At 72.2% G+C, this 19534-nt stretch carries 19 protein-coding genes; 2 read left to right on the top strand and 17 right to left on the bottom strand.

The annotated features are described in order from the left end of the window. Positions 1-47: 47 nt before the first annotated feature. From aroQ to ACPU2J_RS06665, 11 genes are all read right to left on the bottom strand, one after another. Positions 48-488, bottom strand: a complete 441-nt coding sequence (aroQ, locus tag ACPU2J_RS06615; RefSeq protein WP_361593711.1) for a type II 3-dehydroquinate dehydratase — start codon at positions 486-488, stop codon at positions 48-50. Continuing rightward, a complete protein-coding gene (gene aroB, locus ACPU2J_RS06620; protein WP_420081376.1) occupies positions 485-1576 on the bottom strand; it encodes a 3-dehydroquinate synthase in 1092 nt (363 codons plus the stop codon). The genes aroQ and aroB overlap by 4 nt, the downstream gene beginning before the upstream one ends. Beyond that, entirely contained in the window at positions 1573-2091 is a 519-nt protein-coding gene (locus tag ACPU2J_RS06625) for a shikimate kinase (RefSeq protein ID WP_365493249.1), read from the bottom strand. The genes aroB and ACPU2J_RS06625 overlap by 4 nt, the downstream gene beginning before the upstream one ends. After that, a complete protein-coding gene (gene aroC, locus ACPU2J_RS06630) occupies positions 2088-3272 on the bottom strand; it encodes a chorismate synthase (RefSeq protein ID WP_361593705.1) in 1185 nt (394 codons plus the stop codon). Before aroC ends, ACPU2J_RS06625 begins: the two co-directional genes overlap by 4 nt. A gap of 132 nt (positions 3273-3404) precedes the next feature. Next, a complete protein-coding gene (locus ACPU2J_RS06635) occupies positions 3405-3596 on the bottom strand; it encodes a hypothetical protein (RefSeq protein WP_420081375.1) in 192 nt (63 codons plus the stop codon). Between the two features lie 32 nt (positions 3597-3628). Then, positions 3629-4453, bottom strand: coding sequence for a shikimate dehydrogenase (locus tag ACPU2J_RS06640; RefSeq protein WP_423832945.1), 825 nt, complete (start codon positions 4451-4453; stop codon positions 3629-3631). Positions 4454-4460: 7 nt separating this feature from the next. Further along, positions 4461-6215 (bottom strand): endolytic transglycosylase MltG, encoded by a 1755-nt coding sequence (gene mltG, locus ACPU2J_RS06645; RefSeq protein ID WP_423832946.1) that lies wholly within the window; start codon positions 6213-6215, stop codon positions 4461-4463. A 128-nt stretch (positions 6216-6343) separates the two neighbouring features. Further along, positions 6344-6814 carry a Holliday junction resolvase RuvX gene (gene ruvX / locus ACPU2J_RS06650; protein ID WP_361593697.1) on the bottom strand — a complete coding sequence of 157 codons (471 nt, stop codon included), beginning with the start codon at positions 6812-6814 and terminating at the stop codon, positions 6344-6346. A gap of 2 nt (positions 6815-6816) precedes the next feature. Further along, entirely contained in the window at positions 6817-9486 is a 2670-nt protein-coding gene (gene alaS, locus ACPU2J_RS06655) for an alanine--tRNA ligase (protein ID WP_420081372.1), read from the bottom strand. Further along, positions 9486-9830, bottom strand: coding sequence for a DUF6167 family protein (locus tag ACPU2J_RS06660; RefSeq protein WP_361593693.1), 345 nt, complete (start codon positions 9828-9830; stop codon positions 9486-9488). Before ACPU2J_RS06660 ends, alaS begins: the two co-directional genes overlap by 1 nt. Before the next feature lie 8 nt (positions 9831-9838). Then, positions 9839-10291 carry a DUF948 domain-containing protein gene (locus ACPU2J_RS06665; protein WP_420081371.1) on the bottom strand — a complete coding sequence of 151 codons (453 nt, stop codon included), beginning with the start codon at positions 10289-10291 and terminating at the stop codon, positions 9839-9841. Positions 10292-10450: 159 nt separating this feature from the next. Between ACPU2J_RS06665 and ACPU2J_RS06670 the strand changes: the two genes are divergently transcribed. Continuing rightward, positions 10451-12655 carry an ATP-binding protein gene (locus ACPU2J_RS06670; RefSeq protein ID WP_423832947.1) on the top strand — a complete coding sequence of 735 codons (2205 nt, stop codon included), beginning with the start codon at positions 10451-10453 and terminating at the stop codon, positions 12653-12655. A 101-nt stretch (positions 12656-12756) separates the two neighbouring features. On the opposite strand, the gene rpsD is transcribed toward ACPU2J_RS06670, so the two are convergent. Further along, complete coding sequence (gene rpsD / locus ACPU2J_RS06675) at positions 12757-13368, bottom strand: 30S ribosomal protein S4 (protein WP_030026606.1); 612 nt, start codon at positions 13366-13368, stop codon at positions 12757-12759. 55 nt (positions 13369-13423) lie between these two features. On the opposite strand from rpsD, the gene ACPU2J_RS06680 reads away from it, so the two are divergent. Next, the gene (locus tag ACPU2J_RS06680; RefSeq protein ID WP_420081369.1) at positions 13424-14347 is read left to right on the top strand and encodes a DUF2470 domain-containing protein; all 924 of its coding nucleotides are present in this window, start codon (positions 13424-13426) and stop codon (positions 14345-14347) included. Here ACPU2J_RS06680 and ACPU2J_RS06685 read toward each other — a convergent pair. The 5 genes from ACPU2J_RS06685 to hisS all read right to left on the bottom strand — a co-directional run bounded on the left by ACPU2J_RS06685 (position 14341) and on the right by hisS (position 19524). Next, positions 14341-15063 carry an HNH endonuclease family protein gene (locus tag ACPU2J_RS06685; protein WP_423832948.1) on the bottom strand — a complete coding sequence of 241 codons (723 nt, stop codon included), beginning with the start codon at positions 15061-15063 and terminating at the stop codon, positions 14341-14343. The genes ACPU2J_RS06680 and ACPU2J_RS06685 overlap by 7 nt on opposite strands. Positions 15064-15123: 60 nt before the next feature. After that, a complete protein-coding gene (locus ACPU2J_RS06690) occupies positions 15124-16029 on the bottom strand; it encodes a DUF2199 domain-containing protein (protein WP_423832949.1) in 906 nt (301 codons plus the stop codon). 47 nt (positions 16030-16076) lie between these two features. Further along, positions 16077-17435, bottom strand: coding sequence for a replication-associated recombination protein A (locus ACPU2J_RS06695; RefSeq protein ID WP_420081366.1), 1359 nt, complete (start codon positions 17433-17435; stop codon positions 16077-16079). 53 nt (positions 17436-17488) lie between these two features. Next, the gene (locus ACPU2J_RS06700; RefSeq protein ID WP_365136471.1) at positions 17489-18106 is read right to left on the bottom strand and encodes a vitamin K epoxide reductase family protein; all 618 of its coding nucleotides are present in this window, start codon (positions 18104-18106) and stop codon (positions 17489-17491) included. A 155-nt stretch (positions 18107-18261) separates the two neighbouring features. After that, a complete protein-coding gene (gene hisS / locus ACPU2J_RS06705; RefSeq protein WP_420081365.1) occupies positions 18262-19524 on the bottom strand; it encodes a histidine--tRNA ligase in 1263 nt (420 codons plus the stop codon). Positions 19525-19534: the final 10 nt, after the last annotated feature.

The following is a 19534-nucleotide window of genomic DNA, read 5'->3' on the forward strand; positions in this document are numbered from 1 at the left end:
GGCCCGGCCGTCCACCAGGACCGCCGGGCCGTGTCACCGGGCGGGGCTCAGGAGGCGGTCTCGTCCGCCAGAGCCCGCAGGGCCAGCCGGTAGGAGCCGATCCCGAAGCCCGCGACGGTGCCGGTGGCCACCGCCGCGATCACCGAGGTGTGCCGGAACTCCTCGCGCGCGTACGGGTTCGAGATGTGCACCTCGATCAGCGGGGCGGTGCGCTGCGCGGCCGCGTCCCGCATCCCGTACGAGTAGTGCGTGAAGGCCCCCGGGTTGATGACCACGGGGAGCTTGCCGTCCGCCGCCTCGTGCAGCCAGCGGATCATCTCGCCCTCGTCGTTGGTCTCCCGGACCTCGACGTCGAAGCCGAGCTCCTCCCCCAGCGACCGGCAGCTGTCCACCAGTCCCGCGTACGAGGTGGCCCCGTACACGTCGGGCTCGCGCGAGCCCAGCCGGCCCAGGTTCGGGCCGTTGAGCACGAGCACGCGGCGGCTCACGCCGACACCTCGCCGTAGGCGGCGACGAGGTGCGCCGGGTCGGGGCCCTCCAGGACGGTCGGCTTGCCCAGGCCGTCCAGGACGATGAAGCGCAGCAGGTTGCCGCGGGACTTCTTGTCGACCTGCATGGTCTGGAGCAGCTTGGGCCACTGGTCGCCGCGGTAGGTCAGCGGGAGGCCGACGGCGGCGAGCACGGTCCGGTGCCGGTCGGCGGTCTCGTCGTCGAGCCGGCCCGCAAGCCTGCCGAGTTCGGCGGCGAACACCATGCCGACGGAGACGGCCGCGCCGTGCCGCCACTTGTAGCGCTCGTTCTTCTCGATGGCGTGCGCGAGGGTGTGGCCGTAGTTGAGGATCTCCCGCAGGCCCGATTCCTTGAGGTCGCTGGAGACCACGTCGGCCTTGACCCGGATGGAGCGCACGATCAGCTCGGCGGTGTGCGGGCCCGCGGGCGTGCGGGCCGCCTGCGGGTCCTCCTCGATCAGGTCCAGGATCACCGGGTCGGAGATGAAGCCGGCCTTGATGATCTCGGCGAGACCGCTGACGTAGTCGTTGACCGGCAGCGACTCCAGCGCCGCCAGGTCGCAGAGCACACCGGCCGGCGGGTGGAAGGCGCCGACGAGGTTCTTGCCCTCGGCGGTGTTGATGCCGGTTTTGCCGCCGACGGCCGCGTCCACCATCGCCAGGACGGTGGTGGGCACGGCGACCCAGCGCACGCCGCGCAGCCAGCTGGCCGCGACGAAGCCCGCGAGGTCGGTGGTGGCACCGCCGCCGACGCCGACGATGACGTCGGTGCGGGTGAAGCCGGACTGGCCGAGGGCCTTCCAGCAGTACGCGGCGACCTCGGCCGTCTTGGCCTCCTCGGCGTTGGGCACCTGGATGGCGATGGCCTCGTAGCCCTGATCGGCCAGGTCGTCGCGCAGCGCCTCCCCGGTCGAGGCCAGCGCCTCGGGGTGGATCACGGCGACCCGCTGGGCCTTGGTGCCGATCAGCGAGCCCAGCTCGCCGAGCAGCTGGTGCCCGACCAGCACGTCGTACGCCTCGTGGCCGGCGCTCGCGCCGACCTGGATCCGCGTCACCTGGTCTGTCATACGTCCTTCAACTCCAGTGCGTCGAGGACCGCCTGGGCGACCTCTGCGGGGGTGCGGTCGTCGGTGGGCACGACGACGCGCGCGACTTCGGTGTAGAGCGGGCGCCGGGCCTCCATCAGCTCGCGCCACTGGCGGCGCGGGTTGACGGCGAGGAGGGGGCGCGCGGCACCGAGTCCCACGCGCCGTACGGCCTCTTCGACGTCCATCGACAGGTAGGCGACGGGCAGGCCGGCCAGCAGCCCGCGGGTGCCCTCGTCGAGGACGGCGCCGCCGCCGAGGGCGAGCACTCCGCCGTGCTCGGCGACGGCGGCCGCGACGGCCTGCCGCTCCAGCTCGCGGAAGTACGGCTCGCCCTCGTCGACGAAGATGTCGGAGATGGGCCGGCCCTGGGAGGCGACGATGTCCGCGTCGGTGTCCCGGTAGGGGACGCCGAGCCGCTCGGCGAGCAGCGCCCCCACCGTGGACTTGCCGGACCCCATGGGCCCGACGAGGACGACGAGCGGTCCGGCCGTCACCGGATCTGCAGGTTGTCGAGGTAGGACCGGACGTTGCGGCGGGTCTCGGGGACCGAGTCGCCGCCGAACTTCTCCACGACGGCGTCGGCCAGCACCAGGGCGACCATCGCCTCGGCGACGATGCCGGCGGCCGGCACGGCGCACACGTCGGAGCGCTGGTGGTGGGCCACCGCGGCCTCACCGGTGGCGACGTCGACGGTGGCCAGGGCGCGCGGGACGGTCGCGATGGGCTTCATCGCGGCGCGGACGCGCAGCAGTTCGCCGGTGGTCAGGCCGCCCTCGGTGCCGCCGGAGCGGCCGGAGGTGCGCTTGATGCCCTCGTCGGTGGAGACGATCTCGTCGTGGGCCTTGGAGCCGGGCACGCGGGCGAGCTCGAAGCCGTCGCCGACCTCGACGCCCTTGATGGCCTGGATGCCCATGAGGGCGGCGGCGAGCCGGGCGTCGAGGCGGCGGTCCCAGTGGACGTGCGAGCCGAGGCCGACCGGGACGCCGTAGGCGAGGACCTCGACGACGCCGCCGAGGGTGTCGCCGTCCTTGTGGGCCTGGTCGATCTCGGCGACCATCGCCTTGCTCGCGTCGGCGTCGAGGCAGCGCACCGGGTCGGCGTCGAGCTTCTCCACGTCGGCGGGGGTCGGGTAGACGCCGTACGGGGCCTTGGCCGCGGCCAGCTCCACCACATGGGAGACGATCTCGATGCCCGCGACCTCCTTGATGAAGGAGCGGGCGACGGCGCCGAGGGCGACGCGAGCGGCGGTCTCACGGGCGCTGGCGCGCTCCAGGATCGGCCGGGCCTCGTCGAAGCCGTACTTCTGCATGCCCGCGAGGTCGGCGTGGCCGGGGCGCGGGCGGGTCAGCGGCGCGTTGCGGCCGGTGTCCTTCAGCAGCGACGGGTCGACCGGGTCGGCCGACATGACGGTCTCCCACTTGGGCCACTCGGTGTTGCCGATCATGACCGCGACCGGGCCGCCCTGGGACAGGCCGTGGCGGACGCCGCCGAGGAAGGTGATCTCGTCCTGCTCGAACTTCATGCGGGCACCGCGGCCATAGCCGAGCCGGCGCCTGGCCAGGTGATCGGCCACCAGCTCGGTGGTGACCGGGACACCGGCGGGAAGACCCTCCAGCGTCGCGACCAGTGCCGGTCCGTGCGACTCTCCTGCGGTCAGCCAACGCAACCTGCTCAACGATGCTCCTCATGCTCGCGCCGGGTACTGCGACGGCGCGACCGGGTGCGCGGCCCTGATCCGCCTGCCCCGATCCTCCCACGTCCGGAGGGTGTTCCAGGGCCGCGGTCCAGCCATCGGACGGTCAGTCCGTCATGTGGCACGCCGACGGCGCTCGCGCAGCCAGGTGACGGCGGTCCACACCCCCAGGGAGCCGACGAGTCCGCACACCACGAGCCGGACCCACAGGGGCAGGTCCCCGAAGGCCACTCTGAGTGTGCCGAAGAGCACGAAGGGGAGGTCCCACTTCGATGCCAGTAACCGCCCGCTGTCCGCCGCGTCCATGCCGTCCCCCTGTGAATGTGCAGGTGGAAAGCCTAACGGGCGGCGAGTGCCTGCTGTCCGGCGGCCCTCATCTCGGCGAGCGGGCCCGGGCTTCGGCCCGTCATCCGCTCGACCTGGAGCACGGCCTGGTGGACCAGGAGGTCCAGGCCGCCGACGACCGCGCCGCCCTGGCGCGACCAGGCCGCCGCCAGATCGGTGGGCCAGGGGTCGTAGAGCACGTCGAAGAGGGTGCCCGGCGTCCGCGGTACGGACGGGGCGAGGGAGTCCGTGGTGCCCGCGGGCGTGGTGGCGATCACCAGGGGCGCGCCGAGCGCCTCGGCCGCCTCGGACCAGTCGGCCGTGCGGACGGCGACGCCGAGCCGTTCTCCCCACTGCCGCATCTCGTCGGCCCGGGCCCGGGAGCGGACGTACGCGGTCACCTCCCCGGTGCAGATCCGCGCGAGGGCGGCCAGCGCCGACGAGGCGGTGGCGCCCGCCCCGAGGATGGCGGCGGACGGCACCTTCTCGACGCCGCGCTCCTGGAGGGCGGCGACGATGCCGGGGATGTCGGTGTTGTCGCCGAGCCGGCGGCCGTCCTCGGTGAGGACGACCGTGTTGACGGCCTCGACGGCGGCGGCCGTGTCGCTGACCTCGTCCAGCAGCGGGAGGATCGCCCGCTTCAGGGGCATGGTCAGCGACAGCCCGGCCCACTCGGGGCCCAGGCCGGCCACGAACCCGGGCAGCGCGGCCTCGTCGATCTCGAACCGGTCGTAGGACCAGTCGTCGAGGCCGAGCGCCCGGTAGGCGGCGCGGTGCAGCACCGGTGAGAGGGAGTGCTCGATGGGCGAACCCAGCACCGCGGCCCGTATCCGTGACATGTCGTGCCTACCCGCCGTTCTTCTGCTTCTGGCGCTCCTGGAACTCCGCGACGAGCTTCAGGTGCTCGTCGTAGGTCTTGGTGAAGGTCGTCTTGTCGCCGTCGACCGACACGAAGAACATCCAGCCGCCCTGGTCGGGGTTGAGCGTAGCGGTCACCGCGTCCGTGCCCGGGTTGCCGATCGGGCCGGGCGGGAGGCCCTTGACGAAGTGCGTGTTGTAGGGGTTGTCGAACCTCTGCGCTTCCTTGAGGTTGAAGTTGATCTCGCTCTGGTTCTTGACGTAGTTGTACGTCGAGTCGAACTCGATCTTCTGGTTCGTGACGTCGTTGGTCTTCTTGAGGCGGTTGTAGACGACCTCGGACATCTTGCGGAAGTCGTCGTGGTTCTTGCCCTCGGCGTTGACGAGGCTGGCGATGGTGACCACCTGGAGCGGGTTCTCCAGGCCCAGTTCCTTGGCCTTCGCCTCGACGCCCAGCTCCACGTACTTGTCGGCCGCGTTCTTGACCATCTGCCGGAGCAGCGACTCGGGGGTGGCGTCCTTGCCGAGGTCGTAGCGCGCCGGGTACAGGAAGCCCTCGAGCGGGTCGATGAGCTTGGGGTTGTTCCCCGCCCAGGCCGGCAGGCCGAGGTTCTTCGCCTCGCGCTGGGCGATCTCCTTGGTCGTGCCCTGCGGCTTGCCGAGCTTCTTGTCGATCGCCTCGTAGACCGTGGTGTTGCGCCAGCCCTCGGCGACGGTGAGGACGCTCAGCTTCTTCGGGTCGACCAGCACGGCGACGGCGGCCGCGGCCGACATCTTCTTCTTCAACGGGTAGACGCCGGGCTGGATGTTCTTGCCCATGGGGTTGGCGCCGGCGGCGTCGACGAAGGCCTGGGCGCTGGCGACGACTCCGGCCTCCTTCAGGATCCGGCCCATCTGGCCCAGGCCCGCGCCCTTGGGGATCTCGACGTCCACCGTCTCGCCGGAGCCCTCGCCGGCGAAGTCCTCGGCCGCGCCGAAGCGTTCCTCGAGGTAGGAGTAGCCGTAGTAGCCGCCTCCGCCGACGACGCCGATGATCACCACGGCGGCGAGCAGGCAGGCGGTACCGCTGCGCTTCTTGGGCTTGCCGCCCTTGGAGCGGCCACCGCGGCGGCCGGGCTGGTCGCCCTCGCCGTCGTCCCCGCCGCCACCGGCCGGGAGCGCGGCCTCGGGCTCTTCCTCTTCCTCGACCGGTTCCGGCTCCAGGTGCCGGCGGCCCGGGGGCTGCGGCGGAGCGTAGGCGTCCTGGGTGCTGTAGAGGTCGGGGGCCTCGCCCGGGTAGTCGGCGACCGGCTGCTGGGTGTACGGGTCCACGCCGGCGTAGAGGTCGGTCTGGACGGCGCCCTGGTACTGGCCCTGGCCGGTGTCCCAGCCCTGGTCGTCGTAGACCGGCTGCTGCTGCGGGTGCTGCCCGGTGTGCCCCTGCTGCTGGGCGTACCCGTGCTGCTGGGGGTGCCCCTGCTGCGGTGCGTAGCCCTGCTGGGGGTCGGCGTACTGCTGCTGCGGGTCGGCGTACTGCGGTTGCTGCACGTACTGCTGCTGGTACTCCGGGTGCTGCTGGTACTGCTGGGGGTACTGCTGCTGGTACTGGGGCTCCTGCGGGTACCCCTGCTGCGGAGCACCGCCGTAGGGCGCCTGGCCCTGCTGGGCCTGCTGGGCCTGCTGCCCGCTCCACTGCTGGTCCCCGTACAACGGGTCCTCAGGGTGCCAGGGTTCGGGGCCACGGCCCCGGCCATAGTCAGTCATCGGTCCCCTAGAGCCGCGAGACGGAGGCCACGGACTCCGTCATCCGTGGCAACCGGTTCCGCCTCTTTGACGGTGATCGACGGCTGTTCGAATGCCGTCTCATCGCGCGGAACGTTACCGTATCGCGATCAGACAACCACTTCGACGCACTCGCCAGGCGGATTACCTGATACCCGTTCGGTCTCAAGAGCGTTCTGGAGGATGATCACAGCGGCGGCCTGATCGATCACCGACCTGCCCTTCTTCGCGTTCTTGCCGGAGGCCCGCAGGCCCTGGGCGGCGGTGACCGTGGTCATCCGCTCGTCCACCAGACGGACCGTCACCGGCTTGATGCCCTTGGCCAGTTCGTTCGCGAAAGCACGCACCTTGGCCGCGGCCGGCCCCTCCCGCCCGCTGAGCGAGCGGGGGAGGCCGACCACGACTTCGAGGGGCTCGTACTCCTCGACGAGCTGCCGCAGCCGCCGGTGGGCGAAGGGGATGTCCCGGCCGGGGACGGTTTCGACCGGAGTGGCCAGCACCCCGTCGGGGTCGCAGGAGGCGACCCCGATCCGGGCGTCCCCGACGTCGATGGCCAGTCGGCGGCCGCGGCGCAGGCTCATCGTCAGACCGTCTCGGCGACGAGGCGCTCGACGGCGCCGACGGCCTCGGGGACCGCGGCCGGGTTCTGGCCGCCGCCCTGGGCCACGTCCGGCTTGCCGCCACCGCCGCCACCGAGGGTCTTGGCGGCCGTACGGACCAGGTCACCGGCCTTGAGACCGCGCTCGCGGGCGGCCTCGTTGGTGGCGATCACGGTCAGCGGGCGGTCGTTCGCCACGGTGAAGAGGGCCACGACGGCCGGACGGTCGCCGGGGATGCGGCCGCGGACGTCGAGGACCAGCTTGCGCAGGTCGTCGGCGCCGACGCCGTCCGCCACCTGGGCCACGACCAGGGCGACGCCCTTGATGTCCTGGGCGTTCTGGGCGAGCCCGGCGGCGGCCTGGAGGACCTTCTCCGCGCGGAACTTCTCGATCTCCTTCTCGGCGTCCTTCAGCTTGCCGAGCATGGCGGAGATCTTCTCCGGCAGCTCCTCCGGACGGCCCTTGACCAGCTCCTGGAGCTGGGCGACGACCGTGTGCTCCTTGGCGAGGAAGTTGTACGCGTCCACGCCGACGAGGGCCTCGACGCGGCGCACACCGGAGCCGATGGAGGACTCACCGAGCAGCTTGACCAGACCCAGCTGGGCGGTGTTGCCGACGTGCGTGCCGCCGCACAGCTCCTTGGAGAAGTCGCCGATGGTCACGACGCGGACCCGCTCACCGTACTTCTCGCCGAACTCGGCGATGGCGCCCTGCTTCTTCGCCTCGTCGATGCTCATGATCTCGGCGGTCACTTCGAGCTCGCGCGAGAGCACGTCGTTGATCTTCTGCTCGACGTCGGTGAGGACCGAGCCGGGGACCGCGTTCGGGGAGCCGAAGTCGAAGCGGAAGCGGCCGGGGCTGTTCTCGGAACCGGCCTGGGCGGCGGTCGGGCCGAGGGCGTCGCGCAGCGCCTGGTGGGTCAGGTGCGTGGCCGAGTGGGCGCGGGCGATGGCCCGGCGGCGCTTGACGTCGATGGCGGCGTACGCGGAGGCGCCCACCGTCACCTCGCCGACCTGGACGGATCCCTTGTGCACGGAGACGCCCGGGACGGGCTGCTGGACGTCGCGGATCTCGATGACGGCGCCCGTGTCGAGCTTGATGCGGCCCTGGTCGGCGAGCTGGCCGCCGCCCTCGGCGTAGAAGGGGGTGCGGTCGAGGACGACCTCGACCTCGTCGCCCTCGGAGGCGGCGGGCGCGGAGACGCCGTTGACCAGCAGGCCGACGATGGTGGACTCGCCCTGGGTGGTGGCGTAGCCGGTGAACTCGGTGGCGCCGGAGCCGTCGGCGATCTCCCGGTAGGCGGACATGTCCGCGTGGCCGGTCTTCTTGGCCTTGGCGTCGGCCTTGGCGCGGTCGCGCTGCTCCTGCATCAGGCGGCGGAAGCCGGGCTCGTCCACGGAGAGGCCCTGCTCGGCGGCCATCTCCAGGGTGAGGTCGATCGGGAAGCCCCAGGTGTCGTGGAGCAGGAACGCCTTGTCGCCGGAGAGGACCGTGCCGCCGGCGGCCTTGGTCTCGGTGACGGCGGTGTCGAGGATGTTGGTGCCGCCCTTGATGGCCTTCAGGAAGGCGGCCTCTTCGGCGAGGGCGACGGTCTCGATGCGCTTGCGGTCGGTGATGAGCTCCGGGTACTGCTGGCCCATCGTCTCGATCACGACGTCGATCAGGTCCCGGACGACCGGACCGGTGGCGCCCATGAGGCGCATGTTGCGGATGGCGCGGCGCATGATGCGGCGCAGCACGTAGCCGCGGCCCTCGTTGCCGGGGGTGACGCCGTCGCCGATGAGCATGGTCGAGGTGCGGATGTGGTCGGCGACCACGCGCAGCGAGACGTCCGTGTGCTGGGCGGCGCCGTACTGCACGCCGGTCAGCTCGGTGGCCTTGTCCATGACCACGCGCAGGGTGTCGGTCTCGTACATGTTCTGCACGCCCTGCAGGATCATCGCGAGGCGTTCGAGGCCGAGACCGGTGTCGATGTTCTTCGACGGCAGGTCGCCGAGGATCGGGAAGTCTTCCTTCCCGTCGCCGGCGCCGCGCTCGTACTGCATGAAGACCAGGTTCCAGATCTCCACGTAGCGCTCGTCGTTGACGGCCGGGCCGCCCTCGACGCCGAACTCGGGGCCGCGGTCGTAGTTGATCTCGGAGCAGGGGCCGCAGGGGCCGGGGACGCCCATGGACCAGAAGTTGTCCTTCTTGCCCAGGCGCTGGATGCGCTCGGCCGGGACGCCGATCTTGTCGCGCCAGATCTGCTCGGCCTCGTCGTCGTCGAGATAGACGGTGATCCAGAGCTTCTCCGGCTCCAGGCCGTAGCCGCCGTCCGCCACGGAGCTGGTGAGCAGCTCCCAGGCGTACTTGATGGCGCCTTCCTTGAAGTAGTCGCCGAAGGAGAAGTTGCCGCACATCTGGAAGAACGTGCCGTGGCGGGTGGTCTTGCCGACCTCTTCGATGTCGGGCGTGCGGACGCACTTCTGGACGCTGGTGAGCGTCGGGGCCGGCGGCTTGGTCTCGCCCAGGAAGTAGGGCTTGAACGGCACCATGCCGGCGGGCACCAGCAGCAGAGTCGGGTCGTCCGCGATGAGCGACGCCGAAGGGACAACGGCGTGACCGCGCTCCTCGAAGAAGCTCAGCCAGCGGCGACGAATTTCAGCCGACTCCATCAGTGGTCCTCATTCCGGTTGTACGAAAGCGTTGGTCGGTGGTTGCTCTGGTCGTTCTCGATGGCCCGCAGCCGCCGCGGTCCGGGCAGGGCGGTGACGTTGTCGGGCCGGTCGGGGTCCTGGTGGAGCCCCAGTGCATCGTTCAGCTCGTCCTCGCGCTGGGTCATTCCCGCCCGGACGTCGAGGGCGAAGTCCTTGAGGCGGTGCCCCGCCTCCACGGCCTTGTCGGCGGCCTGTGCGGCGAGGCTCTCCGGCGTCAGCTTCTTGAGCTGCCGGTTGACCTTGGTGGTGGCCCACACGCCGGCGGCTGCGCCTGCGGTGAACCAGAAAGCTCGGCGGAACATCGGCGCCCTCAGCCCTTCTGCTTGCGGCGCCGGGCGGCCGGCACCGTTCGGCCAACGATCACGGTACGGCGGCGGCCGTCGCTCCCCGCACCCCGGGTGGTCCCGGACGCCGCGCGGTCCCCTTTGCCGAGCGCCTTGCGGACGCCGTAGCCGAAGGCCGCGACCTTCACCAGGGGGCCGCCGAAGGTGCTCGCGACGGTGGAGGAGAGGGCGGAGGCGTTCGAGGTGACCTCCTGGACGTCGCTCGCGATGGCGTCCACCCGGTCGAGCTGGGTGCGCGCGGAGCGGACGGTGGTGGAGGCGTCCGCGAGCAGCGGTACGGCCTGGTCGGTCACCTCGGCCACCAGTCTGGTGGTCGCCCTGAGCACCTGGGCCAGCCTCACCAGGGCCAAGGCGAGGAAGGAGATCAGGATGGCCCAGAAGACGGCCACGATGATCCCGGCCACCTCTACACCGGACACGTCACACCGCTCTCTGTCTGGACCCGGACTGCTGCCTGGACTGCTCGAAGATTCCTTGTCCGACCCTATCGCGCCGGAGATCCCGGCCTGTACCCCAATTCGGGGACGGGCGCCATCGCCTTGGACGCAGCGCACCCGTACCAGTACGCTCCGTGTCCCATGCGACACAGACCCCTACGAGGCTCTGCCGGGGGCAATCTTCCCTCCGACCTGAGCGGCTTCGTCGGCCGGGGTGCCGAACTGGCCGAGCTGGAGCGGCTGCTGGCGTGCTCACGGCTGGTGACGGTGACCGGTGTGGGCGGGGTCGGCAAGTCCCGGCTGGTGCTCGCGGCGGCCCGGGCCGCCGCCGGGCCGGGGGCGGCCGGGCCGGGGGTGCCGCCCGGGCTCCCGCACGACGGCGTCCGGCTTGCCGAGCTGGACTCCGTACGGGATCCGGAGCTGCTGGAGGTGACCGTCGCCGAGGCGCTCGGCCTGACCGACCACACCACGCGGCCGCCGCGGACGGTGCTGGCCGAGCACCTGGCCGGGCGGACCCTGCTGCTGGTCCTGGACGGTTTCGAGCAGCTGGTGGAGGAGACCGCGGAGCTGGTCCGGGACCTGCTGCGGCACTCCCCCGGGCTGCGGGTGCTCGCGGCCGGCCGGCGGCCGCTGTCCGTGGACGGGGAGGCCGTCCTGCCGCTGGCCCCGCTGGCCCCGGAGGAGGCCCTCGAACTGCTGACGGCCCGGGCCGCGGCGCACGGCCCGGGGTCCGCCGCGTCCCCGGCCGACCGGGGCGAACTGCTGGAGCTGTGCGCCCGGCTCGACGGGATCCCGCTGGCCCTGGAGCTGGCGGCGGGCCGGCTGGGCACGCTGTCCCCGGCGCAGCTGCTGGACCGGCTGGAGGACCGGTTCACCCTGCTGACCGGCGGTGTGCGCGGCGGACTCCCCCGGCACCGGGCGCTGCGGACGGCGATCGGCTGGAGCCACGAGCTGTGCACTCCGGCGGAGCGCCTGCTGTGGGCGCGGCTGTCGGTGTTCGCCGGCCGCTTCGACCTCGACGCGGCCGAGTACGTGTGCGCGGGTCCGGACCTGCCGGTGGCGGACGTGCTGGACCTGGTGGGGGAACTGCTCGCGCAGTCGCTGCTGGTACGGGAGGACACGCCCGCCGGGGTGCGCTTCCGGATGCTGGAGACCGTACGGGCGTACGGGGCGGGATGGCTGGAGTCCACGGGTGACGCCGTCCGGCTGCGACGGCGCCACCGGGACTGGTACGTGGGGCTGGCGACCTGGTGCGAGCTGGACTGGTTCAGTCCGCGCCAGCACGAGGTGGCCGCCCTGGTGGAGGTGGAGCTGGCGAACCTCCGGCTGGCCCTGGAGTGCTGCCTGGACGAGCCGGACGAGGCGCACCTGGGCCAGTACCTGGCGGGCACGCTGTGGTTCTCCTGGGCGGGCTGCGGGCGGCTGACCGAGGGCCGGCACTGGCTGGACCGGACGCTGGAGGCCGGCGGGCGGGCGGCGGGCGAGTACGAGGGCTCGCGGCTGAAGGCGCTGTGGGTGCTGGGCTACGTGGCGGCGCTGCAGGGGGACGCGACGGCGTCGATGAGCGCCCTGTACGAGTGCCAGGACGCGGCGGCGCGCAGCGGCAACGCGGTCGCGGCGGCCTACGCCGTGCACCGGCTGGGGTGCCTTGCCCTGGTCTCGGACGACATGGAGCGGGCTCGGGAGCTGCTGGGGGCGGGGCTGGAGCGGTACCGGGCGGCGGGCGAGCTGAACAGCAACGTGCTGATGTGCCAGGTGGAGCTGGCGATGGCGCTGGCCTTCCTGGGGGACCTGCCGGGAGCGCTCGCGCTGTGCGGGGAGGTGCGGGAGGTCTGCGAGGAGCGGGGCGAGCGCTGGACGAAGGCGTACGCGCTGTACGTCCTCGCCTACGCGGCACTCGACGCGGGCGACGCGGTGGAGGCCCGGCGGCTGCTGACGGAGTGCGTGGAGATCAACCACGCGTTCCACGACCTGGTCGGGCTGGTGCTGGCCCTGGAGCTGCTGGCGCTGGTGACGGTCGCGGAGGGGGATCCGGCCGAGGCCGCGGTGCTCCAGGGCGCGGCCGAGCGGATGTGGGGCGGGGTGGGCCTGCAGCTCTTCGGCTCGGGCTACTTCAACGCCCCGCGGCTGATGTGCCGGGAGCGGGCGGGCGAGCTGCTGGGCGCGCAGTGCTACGAGGCGTACGCGGCGGAGGGGCGGGAGCTGAGCCGGGAGGCCCTGGTCGGGCGGGCCCGGTTCGGACGCGACGGCCGCGGTGGTGCGGGGCCCGTGCAGCGGCCGGTGCTCCGGGGCGGCGCGCGCGGGTCCCGGGCCGCGCGCCGTCCGGCGGCCGCGGACCAGCCGTGAGCCGTGAGCCGTGAGCCGTAGCGGACGCTCCCCGGGAACGGGAAAGCCCGCCGCCCCCCGGAGGGGACGGCGGGCCGACGGTCGGTGAGACCGCGCCTGCGTCAGCGGGCGTAGTACTCGACGACGAGCTGCTCGTCGCAGATGACCGGGATTTCCTTGCGGTTCGGGTCGCGGTCCAGGCGGAAGGCCAGGGCCTTCAGGTTGACCTGCAGGTAACGGGGGGTCTCGCCCTCGCCTGCGTAGCCACCCTCACGGGCGACCTGGAACGGAACCTTCTCGCGGCTGCGCTCGCGCACGGTGATGACGTCGTCCGGGCGGACACGGAACGACGGCTTGTCGACCTTGGCGCCGTTGACCTCGATGTGGCCGTGAACGACCATCTGGCGGGCCTGGTAGATCGTGCGGGCGATGCCCGAACGCAGGACCAGGGCGTCGAGACGACGCTCGAGCTCGACGACCAGCGCCTCGCCCGTCTTGCCCTCGGCCTTCTTGGCGCGGTCGTAGGCGCGGGCCATCTGGCGCTCGGAGATGTCGTACTGAGCGCGCAGACGCTGCTTCTCGAGCAGACGGACCTTGTAGTCCGAGTTCTGCTTGCGGCCACGGCCGTGCTCGCCCGGCGGGTAGGGGCGGGCCTCGAAGTACTTGACGGCCTTCGGCGTCAGGGCGATGCCGAGGGCACGAGACTTCTTGACCTTGGGTCGCTTCTGGTTCACGGGGAACCTACCTCCATGTAAGTTAGGTGAGGCTTACCTTAGCGAGGAGGACGTAATGTCTCGACCACATGGGATCCCCCTGCCCAGTGCGCAACGCAGTTCGGATTCCAACGAAACAGAATCCGCTTGCGCCGACGATAAGCAAGGTCAGCCGCGTCCCAGGGAAGGCGTTCGGCAGCTCACCGGAGCCGAACGCGTACGAACCCTCGTAGAGTCCAACGCCTCAGTATCCCTCACGGTCATCGGTGCTCGTGACAGTCACGGCTCCGATGAGTTCGGGACAGGGATGCCGGTCGCTCGGACCGTCACCCCGGACGGGGACGTGATTCTCCTTGTTTCCGGGGAATCCGCGGCTGCCAGGGCAGCCGCTCACGCCCAGGACGACGACCTCACCGCCGTGATCGAGATCACGGACGTGGCGCCGGTGTCCGTGCCCCATCGTATCCGAGGCCGCGCCTGGCTCGCGGGGTGGCTGACCCCCGTCCGCGGGGACGACCGGCCCGTGTGCGCCGCCCTGCTCGCGGAGCGCCAGCCGGTGGGCGAGCTGCTGGGCCTCGGCGAATCCCTCGACTCCCCCGCCGATCTCCGGCGGGGCGGCGGGCGGCCGGCCTGGATGATGCTGCGCCTGGAGGTCGGGGAGATCTCCGTGGACGACCTGTGGGGCGCCGAGCAGGTGGAACCGGACGACCTGGCCGCCGCCGAGCCCGACCCGGTCTCCCCGCACGAGGCGGAACTCCTCCAGCACCTGCACGCCGCCCACGGCGACCGGATCGGCGAGCTGTGCGGCCTCCTCGGGGCCCGCGAGGCCCGGGGGATGAGCGCCGTGCCGCTCTCCCTGGACCGGCTGGGCCTGCGGGTCCGCTTCTCGGGCGGGGCCGCCGGGTCCTTCGACGCCCGCTTCGACTTCCCCGAGCCCGTGGCCGACATCTGCGGCCTGCGCCGGGCGATGCGCACCCTCTTCGCCGCCGCCTCTCACTGAGGGCAGGTGGCGAGCATGTCCTGGAGGGCGGTCTTCTCCGGCGGGGTCACGGACAGGCCGTACCGGGCCTTGATGCCGGTGTAGCGGCGCGCGTACTCGCACCAGTACGCGCGCCGGGGCGGCTTCCACTTGTCGGCGGTCCGGCTGCCCTTGTCCTGGTTGGTCTGCTTGTCCACGGCGAGCAGGACGTCCAGGTCGTTGGCGTACTCCAGCCTGCGCTGCGCGGTCCACGCGTACGCCCCGGCCCGCCAGGCCGCGCCGAGCGCGACCACGTGGTCGGTCTGGATCTGCGACGCACGCCGGTAGGTGTAGGCGAGCCGTTTGCCGGTGTACGGGTCGTCCAGCACCCCGGAGAGCACGACGCACGGGTTCCGGTCCCCCTCGCGCAGCTCGTCCAGGTCCCGGCGCAGCACGTCGTCGCGGGTGTCGCAGCCGTTGCGCCCGCCGACGGCGTCGGTGTCGTCCGACCAGTACCGGCCGAACTCCTCCCGCCGGTAGGTCTGCCAGTTCCTGCCCCACTCGACCCTCAGTCCGGCCAGCAGGGCCTTCGCCGTGGCCGCGCCGGGCGGGAATCCGGGCCCCGCGAGCGGCACCCGCGCCACCGTCGCGGCCGCGCCGGCCCTGGCCGCCGGGGTGTCCCGGTGATGGCAGCCGGCCGCCGCGGGACCGGCGAGGACGAGGGCGAGGACGGCGGCGAGCGGCCGGGACGGACCCATGCCGGGAGCCTAGGACGTCCCCGTCCCGCGCCCCGGCGGGCACGCCGGGGCGGAGGAGGGCTAGAGGGTGTTCACGGCGTGGTCGAGCGAGCGCCAGATCCGCTGGGCCCAGGCCAGGTCGGCGGGGTCCTCGAAGGAGCAGAAGAGCCCGGCGGCGATTCCGGGGGTGACCGCCATCCCGTAGAACTCGTGCCGCGGGCGGCCGTTGTCCTGCGGGGTCAGCCAGAACGCGTACCGCACTCCCCCGCCCAGCGGTTCGCGGACGCGCTGCGCGGGCCGGGTGTCGGGGGCGCCGGCCAGCAGCTCCGTGAGGAAGTCGGCGGGGGCGCGGCCGGGGACGTCGTCCCGCATCAGGCTCACGGAGGCGCTGCGGTCCTCGGCGGTGAAGTGGTCCGCCCCGTCGGCGAAGGAGGCGCTGAGACCGGCGGTGCGCAGGACCGACCAGCGGCCGCCGAGGTCGGTGCGGACGTCCACCGGCAGCGGGGACGGGAAGCGGCTGAGGACGTGGTCGCGGTCCCAGGTCCGGGTCAGGATCCGGGCGGCCACCGGGTGGCGCACCTCCACGACGCAGGGCAGTTCCTCCGGGTCGGCGACCTTCGCGGTGACCGGGGCGCCGAGCAGGTCGTCGCCCCAGGGCTGGACCCGGTTGGCGAAGGTGCCCTCGACGGCGAGCTCGGCGTAGCCCGGCTGCTCCCACAGCTCGTGGGCGCGCCGCAGGGTGGCGTCGTCCACCTCCACCCAGGCCCCGAGGACCAGCTCGGTGTCGTGGCTCAGCCGGACGGGCAGCAGGCAGCGGATGAAGGAGCCGACCCCGTCCACCCGGAGCAGGGCGCGCACGCCGAGCCGGTGGAGGGACTCCTCCGGCACCCCGAGGGCGGCGTCGGGCAGGTCGAAGCCGAAGTCGATGCGGCGCCCGTCGGCGAGGGCGTCGCCGCAGCAGGCGCAGGTGGGGAGGTCCTTGGTCACCCGGACAGCCTAGTGTCGCGGCCGGGGCGCCCTTCGTGGGGCCGCCCTCAGCCGCGTTCGGTGCCCCGCAGGCGCTCGCGGACCTTCTCCACCACGTCCGCGTAGCGGGCCTCCGCGCCGTAGCGGGTGGGCTCGTAGTACCGCTTGCCGTGGATCTCGTCCGGTGCGTACTGCTGGGCGGCGATCGCGCCGGGCACGTCGTGCGGGTAGACGTACCCGGCCGCGTGGCCCAGCTTGGCCGCGCCCTTGTAGTGGCCGTCCCGCAGGTGCGTCGGGACCGCTCCGGCCAGGCCGGCCCGTACGTCGGCCAGCGCCGCGCCGATCGCGGTCGTGGCGGTGTTCGACTTGGGGGCCAGGGCGAGGGCGATCGTCGCGTGCGAGAGGGTCAGCGCGGCCTCGGGGAACCCGATCATCGCCACCGCCTGGGCCGCGGCCACCGCGATCGGCAGGGCCGTCGGGTCCGCGAGGCCGATGTCCTCGCTGGCGGAGATCATCAGGCGGCGGGCGATGAACCGGGGGTCCTCGCCCGCCTCGATCATCCGTGCCAGGTAGTGCAGCGCGGCGTCCACGTCGGAGCCGCGGATCGACTTGATCAGGGCGCTCGCCACGTCGTAGTGCTGGTCGCCGTCCTTGTCGTAGCGGACGGCCGCGCGGTCGACGGCCTCCTCCAGCGTGAGGAGGGTGATCTCGTCCTCGCCCTTGGCGATGGCCGCGCCGGCCCCGGCCTCCAGCGCCGTCAGGGCCCGCCGGGCGTCGCCGCCGGCGATCCGCAGCAGGTGCGCCTCGGCGTCCGGCGGGAGGGTGACCGCCCCGCCCAGGCCGCGCTCCTCGGTGAGGGCACGTCCCATCAGGGCGCTGAGGTCCGCGTCCGTCAGCGGCTCCAGCGTCAGCAGGAGGGAGCGGGAGAGCAGCGGCGAGATGACGGAGAAGTACGGATTCTCCGTGGTGGCCGCGATCAGCGTCACCCAGCGGTTCTCGACGGCGGGCAGCAGGGAGTCCTGCTGGGCCTTGCTGAAGCGGTGGATCTCGTCCAGGAAGAGGACGGTCTCCTTGCCGTACCCGCCGGCGGCGCGCCGCGCGCCCTCGATCACCGCGCGGACCTCCTTGACGCCCGCGGTGATGGCGGACAGCTCCACGAAGCGCTTCTGCGTGGCCTGGCTGACCACGTAGGCCAGGGTGGTCTTGCCGATGCCGGGCGGGCCCCAGAGGATCACCGAGGAGGCCCCGGCGGGACCGCCCGCCCCCTCCCCGACCAGCCGCCGCAGCGGCGATCCGGGCTTCAGCAGGTGCTGCTGGCCGACGACCTCGTCCAGGGTGCGCGGGCGCATCCGGACGGCGAGCGGGGAGCTCGCCGGGTCCTTCTCCTGGCGGTCTTCGGCAGCGGCGGTGAACAGGTCTGGTTCCACAACGGAAGCCTAAGCGAGCTCACTGACAGGGTGTGCTCGGCCGCCGGTGCGGGTCAGGAGGTCCAGAAGTCCCACCAGCGGGTCAGGATCAGCATGCCGATGATCCCGATGTGCAGGGCCGGCAGGACCCAGGTGAACTCCTCGAAGAAGGACCTGAGCCAGGACGGCGCCGGCAGGATGCCCGCGCGGACGTTGTGCGAGGTGACGTACCAGAACATCAGGATCGTGGCGACCCAGGCCAGGCAGCACCACAGGCAGAGCGCGTTGATGTTGTAGAGCGACTGGTAGGTGAGCCAGGCGCAGAAGACCACGCCGAAGAGGGTTCCGGCGTTGAGGGTGAGCCAGTACCAGGGGCGGAAGCGGGCACCGGCCAGGATGCTCATGCCGACGCAGACGACGATCCCGTAGGCGACCAGGCCGAGCATGGGGTTCGGGAAGCCGAAGACGGCCGCCTGGTCGCTCTTCATGATGTTGCCGCAGGAGACCACCGGGTTCAGGCTGCAGCCCGGCGTGAAGTTCGGGTCCTCCAGCAGCTTGAACTTGTCGATGGTGATCACCCAGGCGGCGAGCAGTCCCGCGGCTCCGGTGATGACCAGCAGCAGGGCCAGTGCCCTGCTCGCGCCGAAGGTCGTCCCCCGGGCGGTGTCCGCGTCAGTGTCCCGTGTCGTCATGCCGCCCGCTCCGCATCTGCCAGGTGATCAAGCAGGGAACATTGTGCCGTACCTGCCTGTGCGTCCACCGTTCGGCGCACATAAAGAGCCGGGGCGGGGCACCGGACCGCTCGGCTGTCCGGTGCCCCGCCCCGGCGGGCGGCTCGCGGGGAGCCTCAGGCCAGACGGGCCCTGACGGTCTCGACCAGGTCGGCCACGGCCACCGGGGACTGCTCCCCGGACTCCATGTCCTTGAGCTGGACCAGGCCCTCGGCCAGGTCGCGCTCGCCGGCGACCACCGCGAAGCGGGCTCCGGAGCGGTTCGCGTCCTTCATCGCGCCCTTGAGGCCCTTGCCGCCGAAGGAGAAGTCGGCCGCGACGCCCGCCCTGCGGAGCTCGGTGACCTTGCCGAAGAGCACCCGGCGGGCCTCCTCGCCCAGCGCCACCGCGAACACGGACGTGGCCGCCGGGATGTCGAGCTCGACCCCCTCCGCTTCCAGGGCCAGCACCGTGCGGTCCACGCCCAGCGCCCAGCCCACCGACGGCAGCGCCGGTCCGCCGATCATCTCGGACAGGCCGTCGTAGCGGCCGCCGCCGCCCACCGCGGACTGCGAGCCGAGACCGTCGTGCACGAACTCGAAGGTGGTGCGGGTGTAGTAGTCGAGCCCGCGCACCAGCTTCTCGTCGTCCTCGAAGGCCACCCCGGCCGCCGTGATCAGCGCCCGCACCTCCTCGTGGTACGCCTTGCACGCGTCGCACAGGTAGTCGCGCAGGACCGGTGCGCCGACGAGCTGCTTCTGCACGTCGGGCCGCTTGTCGTCCAGGACGCGCAGCGGGTTGATCTCGGCCCGGCGGACGGTCTCCTCGTCCAGGTCGAGGCCGCCCAGGAAGCCCTGCAGCGCCTCCCGGTACACCGGGCGGCACTCCTTGTCGCCGAGCGAGTTCAGCAGGATCCGGAAGTTGCGCAGGCCGAGCGAGCGGTAGGCCTGGTCGGCCAGGATGATCAGCTCGGCGTCCAGCGCCGGGTCCTCGGCTCCGATGGCCTCGGCGCCCACCTGCGAGAAGTGGCGGTAGCGGCCCTTCTGCGGACGCTCGTAGCGGTAGTAGGAGCCGGAGTACCAGAGCTTGACGGGCAGGTTGCCCTGCTTGTGCAGACTGGCCTCCAGGGCCGCGCGCAGCACGGAGGCGGTGCCCTCGGGGCGCAGGGCCAGCTGGTCGCCGCCCTTGGTCTCGAAGGCGTACATCTCCTTGGAGACGATGTCGGTGGACTCGCCCACGCCGCGGGCGAAGAGGCCGACGTCCTCGAAGCCGGGGGTCTCGATGTAGCCGTAGCCGGAGTTGCGCAGGGGCGCGGAGATGGCCTCGCGCACCGCCAGGTACTTCACGGAGACCGGCGGGATCAGGTCGTACGTGCCCTTGGGGGCCTTGAAAGTAGCCACGAAACTCTCG

Source organism: Streptomyces manipurensis, from assembly GCF_049570255.1.
GTDB lineage: Bacteria > Actinomycetota > Actinomycetes > Streptomycetales > Streptomycetaceae > Streptomyces > Streptomyces manipurensis.